The following is a 19,733-nucleotide window of genomic DNA, read 5'->3' as shown; positions in this document are numbered from 1 at the left end:
ATCAACAACATCGCCACAAGATCCGGGAAGAAATTTAGGGAGGCAGCGTGAATCTCGCGCGCCGACGACCTTGGACGAACGCGTTCTCGACGGAAGCGCTGTGCACGCGCATTCTGGAACGTCACCGCGACTCCATCCGCGTCCAGAAGCCACGTCTCGCCGTCGCAAATCTCGCGCGCATCATCGGCGCAACCCTTACGCTCTCCAACAAGCAGGGCTTTCACGCCACGACGCTGCGCCAGCTCGCGGAAGCCTCCGGACTGAGCATGGGCGGCCTCTATACGTATATCGACAGCAAGCCCAGGCTCCTGTCGATGATCCTCGACGAAGTCGCGGCAACGACGACCGAAGTGCTGACAGCGCCCCCCGACGACGTCAGGGACGACGCCCACAAGCACCTCGACTGGATCATCGCGACCCACATCCGCATGAGCGAGGCGATGCAGCCCTGGTTCGTCTTCGCTTTCATGGAGGCGAAGTCCTTTCCGCCAGCGGAACGCCAGCGTGCGATCGACATGGAAGCCATGACGGAGAAGATCATCGCCGACGTCCTCAGGCAGGGCGTCGCCAGCGGCGCCTTCACGATCGACCATGTCAAGCTCACGGCGTCATTGATCAAGCCGCTGCTCCAGGACTGGTACGTCAAACGCGCCAAGTATCGCAAGCGCGGCACGTCGATCGACGGCTACATCGATGGAGTCGGCAACCTCCTGAGCGCCGCCTTGTCGAATGGCAACCGCACGAACGGACGCACGTCCGCCAGGGCACGTGCGAGGCCAAAGCAGATGGCGCACCCATAGTCCCAGGAAGGGCCAAACGATGAAGCGTTTCCGGTTCAATCAGCAAGAGATCGTCTTCGCCGTCTTCGCGCTGCTGTTTCTGGTGTTTTCGATCTTCCTGCGCGGCTTTCTGACCGCAGACAACATGCTGACGCTGCTCCAGAACGTCGCGGTGCTCGGCATCCTCGGCCTTGCCATGGCGATCGTCGTGATCGGGCGCGGCATCGACATCTCGTTGATCGCGGCGCTGGCGGTGCCGCCGGGGCTGGTCTTGCAGATGGTGCAGAACGGTCACTCGCTGCCGGCTTCGCTGCTGACCGCCGTACTGCTCACGATCGCCTTCGGTCTCGTCAATGGCTGGCTGATCGCATACGCCGAAGTCCCCTCGCTGTTTGCGACGCTCGCAACCGGCCTGCTCCTCGCCGGTCTCGGGCAGGCTGCGCTGTTCCAGCTCGACGTCGTGCAGTGGAGTCCCGGTATGGACGGCTTCGAGCGGCTCGGACAGGGCACCGTTCTCGGCATTCCGACGTCGATCTGGATGTTCGCGATCGCCTGCATCGTGGTCGCGTTCCTGCTGCGCAAGACGCGCTGGGGTGCCTATATCTACGCGATCGGCGACAACCCCTACGCCGCGCGCGTGACCGGCATCCCGGCCCGCCCGATCATCGTCCTGCAATATGTGATCACCGCCCTGATTGGCTGCTTTGCCGGCCTCGTGATGGCGGCCTCCGTCAATTCGATGCCGACCCGCGTCTTCAACTCGACACTGATCTACGATGTCATCCTGGTCGTGGTGCTCGGCGGCATCGGGCTATCCGGCGGACGCGGCGGCGTGCTGAACGTCGTCATCGGCACGCTCGTGATCGGCACGATGCTCAACGGCATGACCATCATGGACATCTCCTATGCCGGCCAGAACCTGATCAAGGGCGTGGTCCTGCTGCTCGCCGTCATCACGGATTCCTTCCTGAATCCACGCAACGAAGAAACCGCACAACAGGGCGACATCTGAACCAACGACAACAACGACAACCACAACCAAGGAGGAAGCAATGAAGCATTTCGGAAGCCCGACCAAGGCCATCCTTGCCGCACTGGGCCTTGCGGCCATGACTGCACCGGCCCTCGCCCAGCAGGGCCTGGACGAGCCGTTCCAGAAGCCGTTCAAGGAGGCACTGGCCGGCAAGACTGTCGCCTATGTTCCGGTCGCCATGAACTTCGACCTCACCGAGGGCTGGTATGCCGGATTGAAGAAGGAGCTCGAGCCGTTCGGCGTCAAGTTCGTGATCCGCGATGCCAACTGGAACACCAATGCCGGCGCACAAGCCGTCACGTCGCTGATCTCGGAGAAGCCGGCGGTGATGGTGGTCCATAATCCCGACGTGCAGACCTATGCGAAGCTGCTGCAGCGCGCGGAGAACGAGGGCATCTACGTCATCCAGATCAACATGGGCTCGGCCTATCGCAGCTCCGCCTTCGTTGGCGCCAACTGGGTCGAGATCGGCGAACGCCAGACCGAAGCCGTGGTCAAGGCCTGCGAGGGCAAGTCGAACAAGATCGCGATCATCCAGGGGGCGCTGTCGGCGGCCGCGAGCGCCTATACGCTCAAGGGCGTCGAGAACGTGCTCGCCAAGCATCCTGAAATCAAGGTGGTGTCGAGCCAGGCCGCCGATTGGGACGCCGCCAAGGCCAAGGCGATCACGCAGACGGTGCTGAAGCAGAATCCCGATCTCTGCGGCATCGTCGGCTTCTGGGACGGCATGGACATCGGCACCGCAGCGGCCGTCAAGGAAGCCGGCCTCACCGGCAAGGTGTTCGTGGCGACGTCGGGCGGCGGCGAGCGCAAGGGCGCGTGCGAGCTGGTGAAATCAGGCGCGTTCGATCTCAACATGAGCTACGACGTGCCGACGCAGGCCGCGCAGATGGCGGGCACGATCAAATGGCTGCTGTCGTCTGGCGTCAAGCCCGGCTCGATCAAGGGCTCGGAATACACGACGCTGATTCCGATCACCAAGGAGAACGCCGACGGCCAGACCGCCTGCTGGAACCTCAGCGACCTCAAGAAATAGCTGTCGCGACGCAAGACCCAGGCGTCCCGGACGATCGCTCGTCCGGGACGCGGCCCCTAAACTTGCAAGGTTCTGGAATGCCGATGCGCGACACCCTGACAAGCCTGCGTTACCGCTACTGGCCCGATCATCTGCTCGGTGAAATCCTGTCCAAGCGATGGACCGAGACGGCCATCCCGGTCATCCTGCTCCTGATCGTCGGCCTCGCGCTCAGCCGATCCATCGACAATTTCCTGTCGCCGGCGAGCCTCGCCGACACCGCGCGTCAGGCCGGAGAGATCGGCTTCATCGCGCTCGGGCTCGCGCTGGTCGTCATCGTCGGCGGCATCGATCTGTCCGTCGGATCGATCTTCGCGCTGACGGATTTCTGCGCGCTTTATCTGCTCGACGTGCTGGACTGGCCGGTCCCGGCGGTGGTGGCGGCCACACTGCTCTGCGGTGCGCTGCTCGGCGCCGTCAACGGCGTGCTGATCGGATATCTGCGGCTGCGCGCCTTCATCACCACGCTGATCACGCTGATCATCTACCGCTCGGCCTACGATCTCCTGATCCAGCGCTACTCCAACGCGATCGCATCGGCCTTCCCAGATATCCCATCCTGGGATTTCATCGGCGGTGGCAGCGTCTTCGGCATTCCGACCGTGGCGCTGGTCTATATCGTCGTCGCCATCGTCGGCCATATCTTCATGACCCGGCTCCGGCCGGGCTGGCACATCACGGCGATTGGCGGATCGCGCCGTTCGGCGTACAATTCAGGCATTCCCGTCCGCCGCACGATTGCACTCTGCTATGTCGCAAGCGGCGTGCTGACCAGCATCGGTGCGCTGTTCTTCGCATCCCGGCTCGGCACCGTCGGCGGCGACATCGGCGTCGGGCTCGAGGTGATCGTGCTGACGGCTACGGTACTGGGCGGAATCACGCTCGGCGGCGGCAAGGGCTCGGTCGCAAAATCGGCAGTCGGCGTTCTGATCGTGCTGCTGATCACCAACGGCCTGACGACCATGAATGCGCGCGGCGGCGTCAACCGGATGGCGCTCGCCGGCATCCTGCTCGTCGCGGCCATGGTCGATATCCGCTGGCAGAAGAACCGCACCCGTATCATCAGCAAGGTCTATGTCGCGCCAACCTATCACGCGCTGCCGCCGCCACCGCCGACCGAAATCGGGCAAGGCGGCCCGTTCGAGCAGAACGACAAGCTGCGTAACGTCGAGTCGATCGGCCTCGGCCGGATCGAGGCGCCGGAGGACGTCATCCTCGATCGCCACGACAACCTCTATGCGGGATCCCGTCACGGCGACATCATGCGCTTCCTCGCACCCGACTATCAGAAGATGGAGGTGTTCGCCCATATCGGCGGCCAGCCGCTCGGCATGGCCTTCGACCGCGAGGACAATCTCTATGTCTGCATCGGCGGCATGGGACTCTATCGCATCACGCCTGACGGCACGGTGGAAAAGGCCACCGACGAGACCAACCGCAGCATGCGCTCGGTCAACGACGACAGCCGCCTGCGGCTCGCCGACGACCTCGACATCACCGACGACGGTCTGATCTTCTTCTCCGAGGCGACCGTGCGTTACGAGATGGACGAGTGGCCGATCGACGGCCTCGAGGCGCGCGGCAACGGCCGCATCATCTCCTACGACACCAAGACCGGCGTGACCCGCACCGAGTTGCGCGGTCTCAAATTCCCCAACGGCATCTGCGTCGCCAGCGACGGCCAATCGATCCTGTTCGCCGAAACCTTCGGCTGCTCGATCAAGCGCTATTGGTTCGCCGGACCGAAGAAGGGCAAGGTCGAGGTCGTCATGGACAATCTGCCGGGCTACCCCGACAACATCAACCTTGCCTCCGACGGCAATTACTGGCTGGCACTGGTCGGCATGCGCAGCCCCTCTCTCGACCTCGCCTGGAAGATGCCCGGCTTCCGCCGCCGCATGGGCAAGCGCGTGCCGGTCGACGAATGGTTGTTTCCCAACATCAACACGGGCTGTGTGGTCAAGTTCAACGAGCAGGGCAAAATCGTCGAATCTTTCTGGGACCTGCGCGGCGAGAACCATCCGATGATCACCTCGATGCGCGAGCATCGCGGCTATCTCTATCTCGGCGGCATCCTCAACAACCGGATCGGCCGCTACAAGCTCGACAATGCCGATCCGAACTTCGTCCAGTACGACAAGCGGTGGGGGAAGCAGTCGTGATCGCAGCCGTCAGGGAGTTCGCAAACCGCTTTCTTGGACGCGGCGACGCCACCATCACCGTGCCGTCCTTCGACGGCGCGCTGAAGCCCAACCAGAAGCTGGAATCGGCCGAGACCTTGCTGACCTGCGAGGCGCCCGAGGACCTCGCGACGGATGGAAGCAACCTCTACATCGCGGACGGTCAGCGGCTGATGTCCCTGACTGGCGGCCAGGCATCGGAAGTCCGGAGCTTCGAGCAGCCGATCTCGGCCCTGTGTGCCCTTCCCGGCGGCGGCCTCGCCGTCGCCCTCGGCGGACGCGAGGTACATCTCTACGCAAACGCGTCGGCCGAGCAGCCAGGCGTGACGTTCGCCGATACGGCGTTCAACGCCATCAACGCGCTCGCGCTGGCGGGCGACAACACGCTGATTGCGACGGACGGCTCAGCGACATGCGGCGTCGACGACTGGGCGCGCGACCTGATGGAGCTCAACCGGAGCGGCCGCGTGTTCAGGCTGGATCCCGGCAGCAAGGTCGTGACGCCTCTCGCGCAGGGGCTCGGCCACGCCTTCGGCGCGTGTGCGCATGGCAACGGCGCGCTGGTCAGCGAGAGCTGGCGCCATCGCCTGGTTCTGGTGACGCCGGGCGCATCGCCAAAGGTCGTGCTTGCTCACCTGCCGGTCTATCCGTCGCGACTGACAAAAGCCGCGGGCGGCGGCTACTGGCTCACTGCCTTTACCGCGCGCACCCAGCTCATCGAGTTCGTGCTGCGCGAGCCGGGTTACCGCCGCCGCATGATGGCCGAGATCGATCCGGCCTACTGGGTCGCGCCTCGACTGCGCTCGGGCCTCTCGTTCAAGGAACCGATGCAGGGCGCGCACATCAAGACCATGGGTGTCATCAAGCCGTGGGCGCCGCCGCGGTCCTATGGCCTCGTCATCCGCCTCAACGCGGATGGCCAGCCGCTCTATTCGCTGCACAGCCGGGTCGACGGCGTCAACCACGGCATCGTTGCGGCGGTCGAACTGGGCGGCGATCTCGTCCTGATCGCCAAGGGACCGGGCCGCGTGCTGCGACTGTCCCTGTCCGGCCTTGCCGAGGAGTTTTGCTCATGAGCGACATCGCACTCTCGCTGCGCAAGGCCACGAAACTCTACGCCGGTGTGCCCGCCATCGACGGGGTGGATTTCGACCTCCGCCGCGGCGAGATCCACGCGCTGGTCGGCGAGAACGGCGCCGGCAAGTCGACCCTGACCAAGGTGATGGCGGGCGTGGTGACGCTGACCTCGGGCACCATGACGGTCGATGGCGCGGACGTCGCGCCGCGGACGCCGCTGGAGGCGCGCAATCTCGGCATCGCCATGGTGTTCCAGGAGAACAGCCTGGTGCCGACCATGACGGTGGCGCAGAATCTGTTTCTCGGGCAGGAGAGGTTCTACAACCGCCTGCGCGGCATCTACATCGCCGCGCAGCAGTTTTTGCAATCGCTCAATTTCGACGTCACGCCGACTGCGACCGTCGGCGGCCTCGGTGCCGCCAAGAAGCAGATGGTCGAGATCGCGCGCGCGGTCCTGCATCGCGCCAAGGTCATCATCTTCGACGAGCCGACCGCGTCGCTGACGCCGGAGGAAAAGAAGTACTTCTTCGACCTCGTCCGCGATCTCAAGAAGCGCGGCGTCTCGATCGTCTTCATCTCGCACGCCCTCGAAGAGGCCCTGTTGCTGGCCGACCGCATCACCGTCCTGCGCGACGGCAAGCATGTCGTGACCGATGATGCCGCCAAATTCGACCGTGCCGCCATCGTGCAGGCCATGGTCGGGCGCGACCTCTCCAATACACTCTACGGCGCGCGGAAGAGCACCGTGCGGCCGGCCGGCGCCCGCGTGCTCACGGTGCAGAATTTGAAGATGGCGCCGATGGTGAAGAACAATTCGCTGTCGGTCTTCGCAGGGCAGATCACCGGCGTGTTCGGTCTCGTCGGCGCGGGCCGCACCGAGACGTTCAAGATCGTCGCAGGCGTGCTCAAGCGCGACTTCTTTCACGGCGGCGAAATCCTGCTGCACGACAAGCCGGTGCGCTATCGGGTGCCGGCGCCGGCGGTCAAGGCCGGCATCGCCTATGTCACCGAAGATCGCAAGGTCGAGGGCTTCTTCGAGACGTCCTCGATCGCGCGCAACATCTATCTCGGCCTGCTGTCGAAGTTTCCCGGGGGACGCATGATGCTGTCGCGGCGGGAAGCCGAGACGGTGGGCAAGACCTGGATCGAGAAGCTCAGGGTTCGCGCCATCGGCGACCACGGCAAGGTGGTCGAGCTCTCCGGCGGCAATCAGCAGAAGGTCGTGATCGCCAAATCGCTGGTGCAGGAGCCGGACCTGATCATCTTCGACGAGCCCACCCGCGGCGTCGACGTCGGCGCCATCGTCGAGATCCACGAGCTGATCAACCAGCTCGCCGACGATGGCAAGGCGGTCGTCGTCATCTCGTCCTATTTGCCGGAGATCATGGCGCTCTCCGACCGCATCCTGGTCTCGCGCCAGGGCAAGGTCGTGGAGGAATTCTCCGCGCTGGACGCGACGGAGGAGAGGATCATGTACGCCGCCATCCACTAAAACGGCCGTTCAGGGCTTTCGCCCCTTCTGGCGTAGCGCCTCGATGAGGCGCTGCTTCAGTTCGTCGGTGGCCTTCTGGCTGACGTCCTGGCCGATCTGCGCGCTGGCCAGCGCCAGCGCATCCGCCTTCTCCAGATATTTCTGCCCGGCAGGCAGGGCATAGAACGCCTCGATCTGGCGCAACTCGTCCGTGGTGAAGGTTGCGGCATAAGCGGCGGCGATCTGGTCGATCATCGCGGCGACGTACGGGGCGTAAATCTGGGCGCCGGGAGCTGTCATCGAGTCATAGTCGCGCTCGATCTCCGGCCGGTCCTGCGCGACCACGGGCCTGAGCTTGAGCAGCAGTTGCGGAAGCGCGTTGCGATACTGGTCCGCGATCCTCAGCGTGACCACGAGCTTGCGCGCCGCGGTCATCGCCTCCGGCGACGGCGGCTCGGCGGACGCGCCGCCGGCGAGGAGCAGAAGCAGACCAGCGATCGTCAACAAACGTTTGGACATGAAACTCTCCACGATGCGGGCGACGCGTTTCTTCAACGGCTGGCAGGCGCCATGGCGGCGGTCGCCGGCGCGCTGTTCGGCGTGACCTCGTCAGGCTCCTCGACCTCCGTCACCTTCACAAACAGCTCCGGCACCTTGCGGGCGCGGTCGAGCAGCCACGCGGCGCCGATCTGAATCATGATGCCGACAAAGGACACGACGAGCTGCTCCCAGACGCCCTTCGTGTATTGCGTCAGGATCCAATGCGCCGAGAACGACAGGAACACGCCCAGGCAGAAGATCGGCAGCGAATGCTGGCCGCAGAGGATGACCGGGCGCAGCCATTTCAAATGCAGCGCCTTCCAGTGGCGCGGGACGAAATAGGTCACCCAGATCGCCAGCGCCAGAAAATGCGTGAAGCGCAGCATGTCGAGGTCGGTCTTGTCGATCGGGTAGATCGCCTTGATCATCCATTTCGGGACCATCGCCTCGAGTGCGTGGATGTGCCAGGTCATCACGATCAGGAGGGCGAAGGCGATCCACGCCGCGGCCAGCCCCATCACTGTCCTCGACCAGACCCATTTGGCGACCTTCTCGACCTGGCCGATGCCGCACCAGGCCGCGAACACGAACATCAGTTGCCAGCAGAACGGGTTGAAGTACCAGGTCGTGCCGGGCGGATAGGAGGCCAGGTTCCAGTTGAACCAGCGCGACAGCGCGTAGAGTACGACGGACGCCGCGAGCGTCAGGTTCGGCCGGCGCACCAGGCACCACACGATGAAGGGCGAGGCGAACACCAGCGTGATGTAGAGCGGCAGCACGTCGAGATTGACCGGCTTGTAGCGCAGCGAGAGCGCTTGCCCGATCAGGATGTCCGGATGGTCGAGAAAGTTGTGAACGTTGAACTCGTCCGCATACATCGGGTTGTCGAACCTCCTGACCGTACGCGCGATCTGCGCGGTGAACAGCAGGAACAGCATGATGTGGGCGACGTACATCTCGGCCGCGCGCCGCCACAGCCGCTTCAGCGCGGCGAGAAACCAGCCGCCGGCGACGATCGGCCCGTAGATCCAGCCGACCAGATAGCCGGAGATGAAGACGAAGAACTCGGCGGCGTCGCTGAAGCCGTAATTGCGCAGCGTCAGCCAGGCCACGACGTCGTGCGGGATGTGGTCGAGGAAGATCATCCACAGTCCGATGCCGCGGAAGAGATCGAGCCGCAGATCGCGCTCGACCGGAGCAAGCAGAGCCGACTGGTCCCGTATGATCATGGCCCCGCCTCGTTCGGTGAGCGTCGCGCCGTTGCGGCGCCGGCAAAATGGAATGCTAAAAAAACTGAATCAAAAGTCACCTGGCCGTGCGGCCAGGGCCAACGGTAGCCGACCTTGGTGGGCGCGCAAGGGGCTTTGTCATCGGAGCAGGCAGCGTAGGCGCGCCGTCCTCTGCGCTGCACAATGGCGGACCCTTCAAAAACAGCGAAAACAACCCCATGCACAGTAGCCAACCCTCTGCGTCGCCTGCGGGATTTATTTGGCGCATCGGGCCGATATCGGCCGGCCCGGAGTGGGTTAGGTCAGTTCGTCGTCCCGCGCCAGCATCCCGTTCAGCATCGCCTCGGCCTTGCGCTGGAGCGGCAGCGCGCCGCTTTCGGAGGCGATCGCGATCGTGCCGTGCAGGGCGGCGAGAATGGCCGCCCTGCTCTCCTCGCTCGAGGACGGCGTCACCACGGCTTCGCCGAACAGGGCCTCGGCCTCGAGCCCGGCAAACCCCTGCTGCCGCGCCGTGTTGCGCGCCTCACGCAGCATGTTCTGCGCAGCCTGGACATCGCCGAGGCGATAGGTGGCGAGTGCCAGATAGATCGAGCTGCGCAACACCGCCGAGGTGTAGCCGACCGCCTTCGCCTCCTCGCGCGCCTCAGTCAGCATGCCGCGCGCGCGGTCGAACAGCCCCTGCTCCAAATAGGCGATGCCGAGATGGCAGGCGAGCACCGGCACGAACAGCCGGATGCCGTGCTTCTGCGCCAGCACGTAGCCGTCCTCGAGAATGGCAGCGGCCGCCGCCGGCTCGTTGCGGCCGAGCATCAGCCAGCCGCCGCTATAGGCGGCCGCGACGCGGTCGTAGGGCCGATTGGTCTCCGCTGCGATCGCCGCAGCCTCTTGCTGGAGCTGCTCCGCGATATCCAATTCGCCCATGACGGTATGGGTGAAGCTCTTCATCATGCAGCAGAGCAGCAGCAGATATCTTGGAGTCGTCCCGATCGGGGCACTGGCTTGCGGCCCGGCCAGCTGGGCGTGAGCCAGTGCCAATGTCTGCCCGGCGTCACTGTAGCAACCAGCGAGGAAATAGGCTTGCCCGAGACCATATCGTGCGAGGTTGAGCCAGCCCAGATTGTCCCAGCCCTCCGCAAGACGGACGACCTCTTCATTGACCGCAACCGCTTCGACCGGCGCTCCATAGAAGTTCTGCGCACCGGCTCTGACCGTCATGGCGGCGACCTTGCGTCCGATATCATCGATCGCGTCGGCCCGCCGCTCGGCCTCTTTTCCAAGGTCGAGCCACTCGGCAATCTGACCGGACGCGATGAACGCCGCGCGTGCTTCCATGCGAAGATCTATGGCGTCGGCCTCCCGCAAGGGAGCCATCGGAGTCTTGTCGAGCGCGTCCATTGCGATCTCGAAATAGTTGGCCGCATCCGCAAAGGCCGAGCGGCTCAAACATTTTCGTCCTGCACTTCTGCCCTGACCGAACGCCCTGCGCCAATCTTTGGCCCGCACCGCATGATAGCACAGCGTATCGGGTTCATCGGCGTAAGCTCCGTCGCCCTCCAGGGTCTCGAGAATGCGCGCGTGAATGCCTTCGCGCACCTTTTCAACCATCGAATCATACGTCACCTGACGTACCATCTCGTGCCGAAACTCGAGCGCGTCGTCCAACTCGCTGTCGATCCTGACCAGCAGCTCGGCGCGATCGAGCGCCGCAAGGCAATCCTGGAGGACGTTCTCGGGCAACTCTACGAGCTTGCGCAGCATTGCGGCACGCGATCGCGGCCCGAGCGCCGCCGCCATCTGCAAGACGGAACGTTCCTGCCTCGACACGCGATCGAGGCGCGCCGCGATCACGCCCTGGATGCTGGTGGGGATACCAAGCTCATCGATGGGACGCACCAGCGCGAGATCGCCCCACTGGCCGCGAAGCGTTCCGCTGTCCCTCAGTCCGCGGCAGACCTCCTCGATGAACAGGGGGACGTTGGCCGTGTGGGAAATGATCCGGCTTTTCAGATCGGCGTTCGCCGCGGAGGGGCCGAGCATGTCAGCCAGCATGGCCAGCCCCGAATCGTCGTCGAGAGGTCGCATCGCGACGACCTCGGCGCGGCAGCGCGCAATCCATACCGGCATGCCGTTAGGCCTGGAGGTGAGGAGCACGAGAAGACCTGGTACTTGCAGCGAAGCAATCGCAGCGATGACGGTATCGCTGGCCCGATCGATCCAATGCAGGTCCTCGACCAGAAGCACGGTGCGGCGGCGGCCCGCCACACTCTCGACGATGGCGCAACTCGCATCGGAAATCGCGCGTCCCCGCGCATGAGGCTCCAACTCGTTCCACTGCGGCTCCGATATCGGCAGATCAAGCACGGCATCGAGGGCGCGTTGCTGGATCAGCGGCCGATCCTTTCGCGGGTCAGACGGACCGTCCGGATCCTTGCCGGCGGCATCCAGGATCGAGAGCAGCAGGCGCTTGAGCGTACTGAATGGCGCGCCCTGGAGGTTCGGACTGCACTCGGCGTCGATCAAGCGCCAGCCATCCGCCTTGAGCTGCTGGGCAAACTCATGCGCGAGACGCGACTTTCCGATGCCGGCGTCACCCAGCAACAGCACGGTCTGCCGGCCGGCACCGACGCATTCCGCGGCGCGGCCCAGCAGGGCCCGCTCCGTCGTGCGGTCGAAGAACCTTGAAATGCTGCGTGCCCGTCGTACGCGCCAGCTCGAGAGATCGCTGGCGCCGACGACCCGATAGACCGGCAGCGGCTGGCTGAAGCCGCGCAGCGCCCTGCCGCCCAGAAATTCAAACCGGACATGGCCATCAGCAAGCCTCTGGCAGGCTTCCGACACGTAGATCTGATTAGCTTCGGCCGCCGACTCCAGCCGCGCGGCGAGATGCTGGGCGGCACCGCCGATCTCGTAGACCTTGGAAAACTCGCTGGCGACCATGTAGGCGACCACGTGTCCCGAATGGAGGCCGACCCGCACCTGCAGCCCGGGATCGCCGAGGCTTCCGACCCGTCGGACCAGCTCGATCGCCGCGTGGCAGGCCAACGGCGCATGGTTGTCGTCCGCGATCGGAGCGCCGAACACGGCTGCGAGTCCGTCGCCCAATTCCTTGCTGACGATGCCTCCAAACTGACGTACCGCGGCCCTCATGGCTGCCAAGGCCGGCTCCAGGCGCGAGACGGCCTCCTCCGGCTCCAGCTCGGCAACAAGCCCGGTGGAATCGACCACGTCGGCGCGGAGAATCGTAACGAAGCGGCGCTCGCTTTCAGGATCGGCGCGTCGTGCGGCCGCCCCGCATTTGGGACACCAGCTATCGCCCGGATCGATCGTCGATTGACACGCGACGCAGTGCATTCCTGTGCCTTCAGAGGTCACGGCGTCGTTCCCGGCCGACCGGCGCACGCGAGGAGTTTGACGCAAGATTACCTATCGGGAAATGCATGGCAATCGAACTTGCACAGAAGCATGGCTGCATCACCAAACAGTGGCTCTCTGGACGAAGCACATTCGCGAGTGATAGCTTTTGCATGCGCGAGAATGGGGCCGCGCGTTCTAGGGGGCGCCGAAGGCTTTCGTTCTGGCCAACGAGCTTTGCTGGGCTGCACGTTACCCTGATTGGCTTAGATCATATCGAAGGACAAGGCGATGGGTGGAAGGACATACAGCGGCAAGCCGTTCAGGGATTTGATGAACAGCAATTACTACCCGCTGGCGAACATGAAGAAGAGCGTGGCGAAGCTCAAGGCATCGGACGACATCGATCTGCCGACCCTGGAATACGGCCAGTACCACCTGATTCTGAACCCCGCATCGACCTGGCCGCAGGGAAGCGCCAAGTACTGGCACAAGGAGAAGGGCCGGGCTCGTCTCGATCTCAGCACCCAGCCGAACACGGTGCCCCTGTCCAGGGATGAGCCGGGCGTCATTCCGCTGACGCGATGCGATCTGCTCGATGCCTGCGTCCGGAAATGCTTCAACTCCGAGCCGCCGATCCCGATGAAGACCAACATCATCGTCCACGAGCCGAGCGATGCCTATGCCCACCGGCACGAGATCCGGCTGGAGTGGGAGTACAAGAAGGGCGCGGACAAGCCAACGCTGCTCCATCTGACGATGGTCTGTCCGCACAGGGACTGATCTTCGGCCGCCTTTGGCTCGATCAGGAGAATCCTCATCATCGCCTCTCGCGCGCTCACGGGCACGCGAGAGGCATTTGTTTCAGGCGGTCCACGGCAAGACCGTCGCTGTCAGTTTCGCGTCAGCCGAGGGCTGTCGCCGCGCGTCGCGTCTGTCCCATCTCCGTCATGGGCCTGTCGTACGATTCGCTGCCTACTGAATCATGACAGGAGCGGCCGATGCCCGTTGGACTGCTGGAGGTCGAAGGCACCATCGAGGTCAAGCAGTTCTGACCGGCGCGACGACCTGAATTGCCTCCTTGTCCCCGGTTGCAGACCGAGGACGGAGGACTGAGTTACTGGACCTCGGCGATCTTCGGTCCAGATGACAGCATCTGCGCGCTAGTTGCCGAGGGCCGGTTCGACGGCGATGCCGAGTCCGGCGATCGGAAAGCGGCGTCGGGCGGCGTTCCCTGCAATGGTCGGCGGGCAGCGGTTGCCGGAAGCACGATCACTTTCGCTCCGACTTTCACCCGCTCATAAAGGTCGACGACATCCTCATTGGTCAGCCGGATACAGCCGGACGAAACCCGCTTCCCGATCGTATCGGGCTTGTTGGTGCCGTGAATTCTATATTCGGTCTCGCCCAGATACATCGCCCGGGCGCCGAGCGGGTTGCCGGGACCGCCTGCCATGAACCGCGGCAGATAAGGCTGACGCACAACCATCTCCACAGGCGGATGCCAATCCGGCCATTCTGCCTTACGGGCCACGGTCTGCTCACCGGACCACGTGAAACCTTCGCGGCCAACACCGATGCCGTAGCGCAGTGCTTGCGCGTCGTTCAGAACGAAATAGAGGAACGTGTTTTTGGTATCTATGATCACGGTGCCCGGGGTCTGGCGGCTGGCGTAGTCAACCACCTGCCGAACCAATGCTCCGGGACCGTCAGCGGCTTTTGGCGGTTCGACCAGAGCGGCCGGCGCCGGAATCGGAGCCGGAGCCGACGCATGAACCGGAGTTGCCACGTAGACCGGAGTTGACGATGCCTGGGCCTGGACCGCGGACGGCTTCCGTGTCGGCTGCACGCTCGCCGGGCGAGACAGCAAACCGTACCCCAACGCGGCAAGGGCCACGGCGCCAATAACGACTCTCCCGGCCATTGGCAGTGCGAGCGTCTCCGCCTTTCCACGTTTGGCCCGCTTGCCCATGTCTTCCCCCGGATCACTATGCCCGGAAGAGGTACCCAGTAAGATTTAAGAAACTTCGAAGCGAGCTCGCTCAGGCTGGAACCGTTAACGGTGGTTAACGCCGAACTCTTATTCCGACGACCTATGATCGTCTCGATATGCCGGGCCCTGCCTGAGGTTCGGTTGGGGATGACCAGCACGGCGAGAGCCCCGGGTGCAAAAGCTGATACTTACAGGCAGTCGGGTTCAACTTTTGGGAAGCTGGATGGACGCCATGTAGTCGCGGATCGACTGGTCGGGGATCGCCTTGCGCGCAATCAGGTGGTGAACGCAGTTCGCGGCAAGGTCGAACGAGCGGTAGCAATGATGAGCAATCATTGCGAGATGTTTCAGTTGCTCGACCGTCATGTCGGCTGGCCGCATGAAGTTTCGCACGTAGACGATGTCCGCCTCCAGCAACTGGTTCATCGCCGCATAGGGATTGGACGGGTCGCTCAAGGGAGCGATCATTCGCTGATTGATCGCCGTAAAGGCGTGAGGAATGAACCCCTGCTTGCGCAATTCCCCATCGATATCGCCGAACGTCGGCTGCTCCTTGTAGAGGCAGAGAAACGAGACCTCCGTTTGGATGGCGACCGCCTGCTTCAGCTTCTGCCGTCCGCTTCCGAACACGGCGAGTTCGGAGCCCTGAACGTCGATCTTCAGGAAATCCAGGTCCCGGATTTCGGCAATATCGTCGAGCCTGCGGGTCTGGACCGGATGTTCACTGACCACGGTGCCCCATTCGGCGAATTTCGCAAAGTGCGAGAGTGCGTTCTGATCCGGGAGCAGCAGGCTCGTCATTCCCGGTATTCGGCAGAGGCGCAGCTTTGCCTTGTGCCCGTTTCCGACGACGTAGTGGTAGTAGCTCTCCAGGTCGCTCTTGCGGGCGTTGAGCTCGGCGAGCGCCGCGTCCTGCGGTTCAAAGCCAACGACGGTGCAAAGCCTTCGTTGCAGCATCGCCTTGTAGGGCGGGTCACCATCAATCGGATTGGCCCCGACGTCGACCACCGAGGTGAGCCGCGCCGGCTGGATGAGATCATTCAGAAGGTCGTGTTCGTTGCTGGTCATATGCGGTGAAGCCATGAAAACAGAGATAGACGCGTGTGAAGTGAAGGTCAGACCGGAAAGCAGACATCGGTCAAGGAGTGTGTGGGGCTGTTTGAGGACCCGCAACCGTCGCTCCCCTCAACCTCCGCCACCATCGACGAGCCGTCATCGCGATATGTCGGACGGCTCGGTGGCGCCCGTAAACGAGGCATGCCGAAGACCCTTCATGCGATTGGTCTCCAACAGTGATGGCAATTGGTTGAGTTCGGACGCCGACAAGCGAATGTTGACGGTATCAGATCAAAGAAAAGCCCTTGAAAACATAATGTTCTCAAGGGCTTTTCCTTATCTTGGTTGCGGGGATAGGATTTGAACCTATGACCTTCAGGTTATGAGCCTGACGAGCTACCGGGCTGCTCCACCCCGCGTTAAACGTTGCCTTGCCTTCGCGAAAATGCCGGAGACGGTGGATGGAGGGCCGGCGCTGTACGCGTGGCTTGCTCTTCCGTCCCAAAGGCTTCCTTGGAAGGCAACCCCGGGCAAGGCCCGTCGGGTGCAGGGCGTATCTATCAACCCGGGCTGCCTTTGGAAAGGGCTGCGGGAACGTTTTTTTCGAGTTTATGACAGGCGGATGGACCAAATTCGGGTCGGTTTGGCGCGCCCTTGCCAGAAGTTCCACAAAGGGCCAGCTTGCGGCAACAAAACCAAGGGGCGAACGCCGCTTCAAGAGGGAGAACGCCCATGGACCGATCCCTGGATCGCGCCTTGAACCAATCCTTGGACAATTCGCCAGCGAGCGCCCCGCAGCTGGCCCTCGAGGACGCCTTCCATGCCATGGTCGCGCGGTCGCGGACCGAGCCGGCGTCTGACCTCGCCGAGCGGCTCGACCGGCTGGCGCGGCTGCGCGCCGTCGTCGCCGACAACGAGGAACGCTTCCGCCAGGCGATCTCGGCCGATTTCGGCCACCGCTCGGCGGTCGAGACCACCATCGCCGAAGCCATGATGGTCTACGGCGAGATCCGGCATGCCACAAAGCACCTGAAGAGCTGGATGGCGCCGCAACGCGTCGCCACCGCGCTGCAATTCCTGCCCGCGCGCAACCGGCTGATCCCGCAAGCACTCGGCGTCGTCGGCATCATCGCGCCCTGGAATTATCCGCTCCAGCTCACGCTCGCGCCCGCGATCGGCGCGCTCGCCGCCGGCAACCGTGTCATCATCAAGCCGAGCGAGCTGGCCCCCAGCTTCTCCGCGCTGCTGAAGGAGACGGTCGGGCAGAGATTCGACGCGACCGAGTTGCTCGTTACCAGCGTGGAGGACGAGGTCGCAAAAACCTTCGCTCACCTGCCGTTCGATCATCTGGTCTTCACCGGCTCGACGCGGGTTGGGCGGCTGGTCGCGGAGGCCGCGGGGCGCAATCTGACGCCTGTCACGCTCGAGCTCGGCGGCAAGTCACCCGCCATCATCGACGCCTCCGCCGATCTCGAAGAGGCGGCCGAGCGCATCGCCTATGGCAAGCTGCTCAATGCCGGGCAGACCTGCATCGCGCCGGACTACGTGCTGGTGCCCGAGCACGCATTGCAGGCCTTCGCCGAAAAAGTGCGCGCGCAGATGCGGCGCATGTTCGGCACCGACCCCGCAAACAAGGACTACACCTCCATCATTTCCGACCGGCATTATGCGCGACTGGAAGGTCTGGTCGCCGATGCGGCAAGCCGCGGCGCAAAGATCCTGCAACCGGCGAAGGCAGACGATCCGAACTGGAAGGCGCACCGCAAATTCCCTCCGACGCTGATCGTCGGAGGGACCGGAGAGATGGCCGCGATGCAGGAGGAGATTTTTGGTCCCGTGCTGCCGGTGCTCGGCTATCGCGAGCCGGCAGACGCCATCGCCTTCATCAATGCCCGTGACCGGCCGCTGGCGCTGTACTGGTTCGGCAAGGACCGGATTGCGCGCGAGACGGTGCTGACGCGCACGATCTCCGGCGGCGTCACCGTCAACGACTGCCTGTTCCACTTCGCGCAAATCAACCAGCCGATGGGCGGCGTCGGCGCGTCCGGCACCGGCGCCTATCACGGCGAATGGGGATTTCGTACGTTCAGCAAGCTGAAGCCGGTGTTCTACCGCTCCAGGTTCAACCGCCTCGCCGACCTCTATCCGCCCTACGGCGGCAAGATCGCGCGGCTGGAGAAATTGATGCGGTTCATGTCGTAAAGTCTCAACGCCGTCATTACGAGCGAAGCGAAGCAATCCAGACCGTCACCACGGAGGGATACTGGATTGCTTCGCTTCGCTCGCACTGACGACAAAAAAAGCAAATGGGGGAAACCAGGTGACTGACACATTCGATTTCGTCGTCGTGGGCGCGGGCTCCGGCGGCTGCGCGGTGGCAGGAAGGCTGTCCGAGGATGCGGGGACATCCGTGGCACTGCTCGATGCCGGCGGGCGAAACGACAATTGGCGGATCACCACGCCATTCGGGCTCGCTTTGCCATACAGCGCGGCCAACTGGGCCTTCGATACTGTGCCGCAGAAGGGATTGAACGGCCGGATCGGCTATCAACCGCGCGGCAAGGGCCTCGGCGGCTCCTCGGCGATCAACGCCATGGTCTACATCCGCGGCAACAAATGGGACTACGACCACTGGGCCTCGCTCGGCAATGCCGGCTGGTCGTACGCCGACGTGCTGCCCTATTTCAAGCGCTCGGAGAACAACACCGATTTCGACGGCGCGTATCACGGCAAAGGGGGCCCGCTGCATGTCAACAAACTGCGCTCGGACAATCCGATCCACGACGTCTTCCATCAGGCCGCGCGGGAGGCGCAATTCCGCATCCGCGAGGACTTCAATGAAGAGGACCACGAAGGGCTCGGCAGCTACCAGGTGACGCAGCACAATGGCGAGCGCTGGAGCGCGGCGCGTGCCTACGTTCAGCCCCATATGGACAAGCGCGCGAATCTGCGCGTCGAGACGGGGGCGCAGGCGACGAAAATCCTGTTCGAAGGTGGACGCGCGGTCGGCATCGAATATGTCCAGGGCAAGCAGACCAAGCAGCTGCGCGCCCGCCGCGAGGTGATCCTCGCCTCCGGCGCCTTCCAGTCACCGCAACTGCTGATGCTGTCGGGCGTCGGCGATGGCGATGCGCTTCGCGCGCACGGCATTGGCGTCGTGCATCATTTGCCGGGCGTCGGGCGCAATCTGCAGGACCATCCGGACTTCGTGTTCGTGTACGCCTCCGACTATCCGCACTTCGTTCATTCATCGCTCGGTCGGCTGCCATCCCTGCTCCGCGCCATCCAGCGGTACCGCCGCGAGCGACGCGGCCTGATGACCACCAATTTCGCCGAGTGTGGCGGCTTCCTGAAGACGCAGGCCCACCTCGACGTGCCGGACATTCAGCTCCACTTCATCATCGCGATGCTCGACGACCACGGCCGCAAGAAGCACAAGGAGGCAGGCTTCTCGTGCCATGTCTGCCTGCTCAGGCCGAAGAGCCGCGGCAGCGTGTGGCTGAAAAGCACCGATCCGTTCGCTGCCCCCATGATCGATCCGAACTTTCTGGGCGAGGCGGAGGATCTCGAGACGATGGTCGCGGGCTTCAAGACCACGCGACGGCTGATGGAGACACCGGCGATGCGCGCGTTGCAGAAGAAGGACATGTTCACGTCCGGTGTGAGAACGGACGACGACATCCGCGCCATCCTGCGCAATCGCGTCGACACCGTCTATCACCCCGTCGGCACCTGCAAGATGGGCACCGATGCGATGGCCGTGGTGGATCCGTCGCTGAAGGTGCACGGCGTCGAGGCTTTGCGCGTTGTCGACGCCTCGATCATGCCGACGCTGATCGGCGGCAATACCAATGCGCCGACCATCATGATCGGGGAGAAGGCGGCGGATATGATCCGGGCGGAGATGCGGTAGCTCTTCTCCCTCTCCCCGCTTGCGGGGAGAGGGTTG

Annotated in this window: 14 protein-coding genes and 1 tRNA gene; 9 read left to right on the top strand and 6 right to left on the bottom strand. The window is 63.7% G+C overall.

Annotation, left to right across the window (positions count from 1 at the left end; genetic code table 11):
• Positions 1-47: 47 nt before the first annotated feature.
• From JQ572_RS05830 to JQ572_RS05805, 6 genes are all read left to right on the top strand, one after another.
• Entirely contained in the window at positions 48-800 is a 753-nt protein-coding gene (locus JQ572_RS05830) for a TetR/AcrR family transcriptional regulator (RefSeq protein WP_211381991.1), read from the top strand.
• Positions 801-819: 19 nt separating this feature from the next.
• Positions 820-1,791, top strand: coding sequence for an ABC transporter permease (locus JQ572_RS05825; RefSeq protein WP_211381990.1), 972 nt, complete (start codon positions 820-822; stop codon positions 1,789-1,791).
• A 40-nt stretch (positions 1,792-1,831) separates the two neighbouring features.
• On the top strand, positions 1,832-2,848 hold the full coding sequence (locus tag JQ572_RS05820; protein WP_211381989.1) for a sugar ABC transporter substrate-binding protein: 1,017 nt from the start codon (positions 1,832-1,834) through the stop codon (positions 2,846-2,848).
• Between the two features lie 77 nt (positions 2,849-2,925).
• Complete coding sequence (locus JQ572_RS05815) at positions 2,926-5,049, top strand: ABC transporter permease (protein ID WP_211381988.1); 2,124 nt, start codon at positions 2,926-2,928, stop codon at positions 5,047-5,049.
• On the top strand, positions 5,046-6,143 hold the full coding sequence (locus JQ572_RS05810; RefSeq protein WP_211381987.1) for an SMP-30/gluconolactonase/LRE family protein: 1,098 nt from the start codon (positions 5,046-5,048) through the stop codon (positions 6,141-6,143). The genes JQ572_RS05815 and JQ572_RS05810 overlap by 4 nt, the downstream gene beginning before the upstream one ends.
• On the top strand, positions 6,140-7,636 hold the full coding sequence (locus JQ572_RS05805; RefSeq protein WP_211381986.1) for a sugar ABC transporter ATP-binding protein: 1,497 nt from the start codon (positions 6,140-6,142) through the stop codon (positions 7,634-7,636). Before JQ572_RS05810 ends, JQ572_RS05805 begins: the two co-directional genes overlap by 4 nt.
• Before the next feature lie 9 nt (positions 7,637-7,645).
• Here JQ572_RS05805 and JQ572_RS05800 read toward each other — a convergent pair whose 3' ends face one another.
• The 3 genes from JQ572_RS05800 to JQ572_RS05790 form a co-directional block, all read right to left on the bottom strand.
• Complete coding sequence (locus tag JQ572_RS05800; protein ID WP_211381985.1) at positions 7,646-8,134, bottom strand: DUF2059 domain-containing protein; 489 nt, start codon at positions 8,132-8,134, stop codon at positions 7,646-7,648.
• Positions 8,135-8,166: 32 nt separating this feature from the next.
• Complete coding sequence (locus JQ572_RS05795; protein WP_211381984.1) at positions 8,167-9,384, bottom strand: OpgC domain-containing protein; 1,218 nt, start codon at positions 9,382-9,384, stop codon at positions 8,167-8,169.
• A 297-nt stretch (positions 9,385-9,681) separates the two neighbouring features.
• Entirely contained in the window at positions 9,682-12,735 is a 3,054-nt protein-coding gene (locus JQ572_RS05790; RefSeq protein ID WP_211382423.1) for an ATP-binding protein, read from the bottom strand.
• 291 nt (positions 12,736-13,026) lie between these two features.
• Between JQ572_RS05790 and JQ572_RS05785 the strand changes: the two genes are divergently transcribed.
• Entirely contained in the window at positions 13,027-13,518 is a 492-nt protein-coding gene (locus JQ572_RS05785) for a hypothetical protein (RefSeq protein WP_211381983.1), read from the top strand.
• 334 nt (positions 13,519-13,852) lie between these two features.
• Here JQ572_RS05785 and JQ572_RS05780 read toward each other — a convergent pair whose 3' ends face one another.
• From JQ572_RS05780 to JQ572_RS05770, 3 genes are all read right to left on the bottom strand, one after another.
• Entirely contained in the window at positions 13,853-14,707 is an 855-nt protein-coding gene (locus JQ572_RS05780) for a L,D-transpeptidase (RefSeq protein WP_211381982.1), read from the bottom strand.
• A 225-nt stretch (positions 14,708-14,932) separates the two neighbouring features.
• On the bottom strand, positions 14,933-15,901 hold the full coding sequence (locus JQ572_RS05775; RefSeq protein WP_211381981.1) for an FkbM family methyltransferase: 969 nt from the start codon (positions 15,899-15,901) through the stop codon (positions 14,933-14,935).
• A 225-nt stretch (positions 15,902-16,126) separates the two neighbouring features.
• Positions 16,127-16,203 (bottom strand) — tRNA-Met (locus JQ572_RS05770).
• A gap of 313 nt (positions 16,204-16,516) precedes the next feature.
• Between JQ572_RS05770 and JQ572_RS05765 the strand changes: the two genes are divergently transcribed.
• Together JQ572_RS05765 and JQ572_RS05760 are read left to right on the top strand one after the other, a co-directional pair.
• Positions 16,517-17,986 carry a coniferyl aldehyde dehydrogenase gene (locus JQ572_RS05765; RefSeq protein WP_211381980.1) on the top strand — a complete coding sequence of 490 codons (1,470 nt, stop codon included), beginning with the start codon at positions 16,517-16,519 and terminating at the stop codon, positions 17,984-17,986.
• Between the two features lie 118 nt (positions 17,987-18,104).
• Positions 18,105-19,697 (top strand): GMC family oxidoreductase, encoded by a 1,593-nt coding sequence (locus JQ572_RS05760; RefSeq protein WP_211381979.1) that lies wholly within the window; start codon positions 18,105-18,107, stop codon positions 19,695-19,697.
• The last annotated feature ends 36 nt before the right edge of the window (positions 19,698-19,733 follow it).

The sequence above is a fragment of the Bradyrhizobium sp. SZCCT0153 genome, from assembly GCF_018129995.1.
Classification (GTDB): Bacteria; Pseudomonadota; Alphaproteobacteria; order Rhizobiales; family Xanthobacteraceae; genus Bradyrhizobium; species Bradyrhizobium japonicum_G.
This window is presented reverse-complemented; position numbering and strand designations above follow the sequence as displayed.

Coding starts and splice junctions, on each gene's coding strand:
- JQ572_RS05825 (WP_211381990.1), top strand. CDS start 820: ATGAAGCGTTTCCGGTTCAATCAGCAAGAGATCGTCTTCGCCGTCTTC.
- JQ572_RS05820 (WP_211381989.1), top strand. CDS start 1,832: ATGAAGCATTTCGGAAGCCCGACCAAGGCCATCCTTGCCGCACTGGGC.
- JQ572_RS05815 (WP_211381988.1), top strand. CDS start 2,926: ATGCCGATGCGCGACACCCTGACAAGCCTGCGTTACCGCTACTGGCCC.
- JQ572_RS05805 (WP_211381986.1), top strand. CDS start 6,140: ATGAGCGACATCGCACTCTCGCTGCGCAAGGCCACGAAACTCTACGCC.
- JQ572_RS05800 (WP_211381985.1), bottom strand. CDS start 8,134: ATGTCCAAACGTTTGTTGACGATCGCTGGTCTGCTTCTGCTCCTCGCC.
- JQ572_RS05795 (WP_211381984.1), bottom strand. CDS start 9,384: ATGATCATACGGGACCAGTCGGCTCTGCTTGCTCCGGTCGAGCGCGAT.
- JQ572_RS05790 (WP_211382423.1), bottom strand. CDS start 12,735: ATGCACTGCGTCGCGTGTCAATCGACGATCGATCCGGGCGATAGCTGG.
- JQ572_RS05785 (WP_211381983.1), top strand. CDS start 13,027: ATGGGTGGAAGGACATACAGCGGCAAGCCGTTCAGGGATTTGATGAAC.
- JQ572_RS05780 (WP_211381982.1), bottom strand. CDS start 14,707: ATGGGCAAGCGGGCCAAACGTGGAAAGGCGGAGACGCTCGCACTGCCA.
- JQ572_RS05765 (WP_211381980.1), top strand. CDS start 16,517: ATGGACCGATCCCTGGATCGCGCCTTGAACCAATCCTTGGACAATTCG.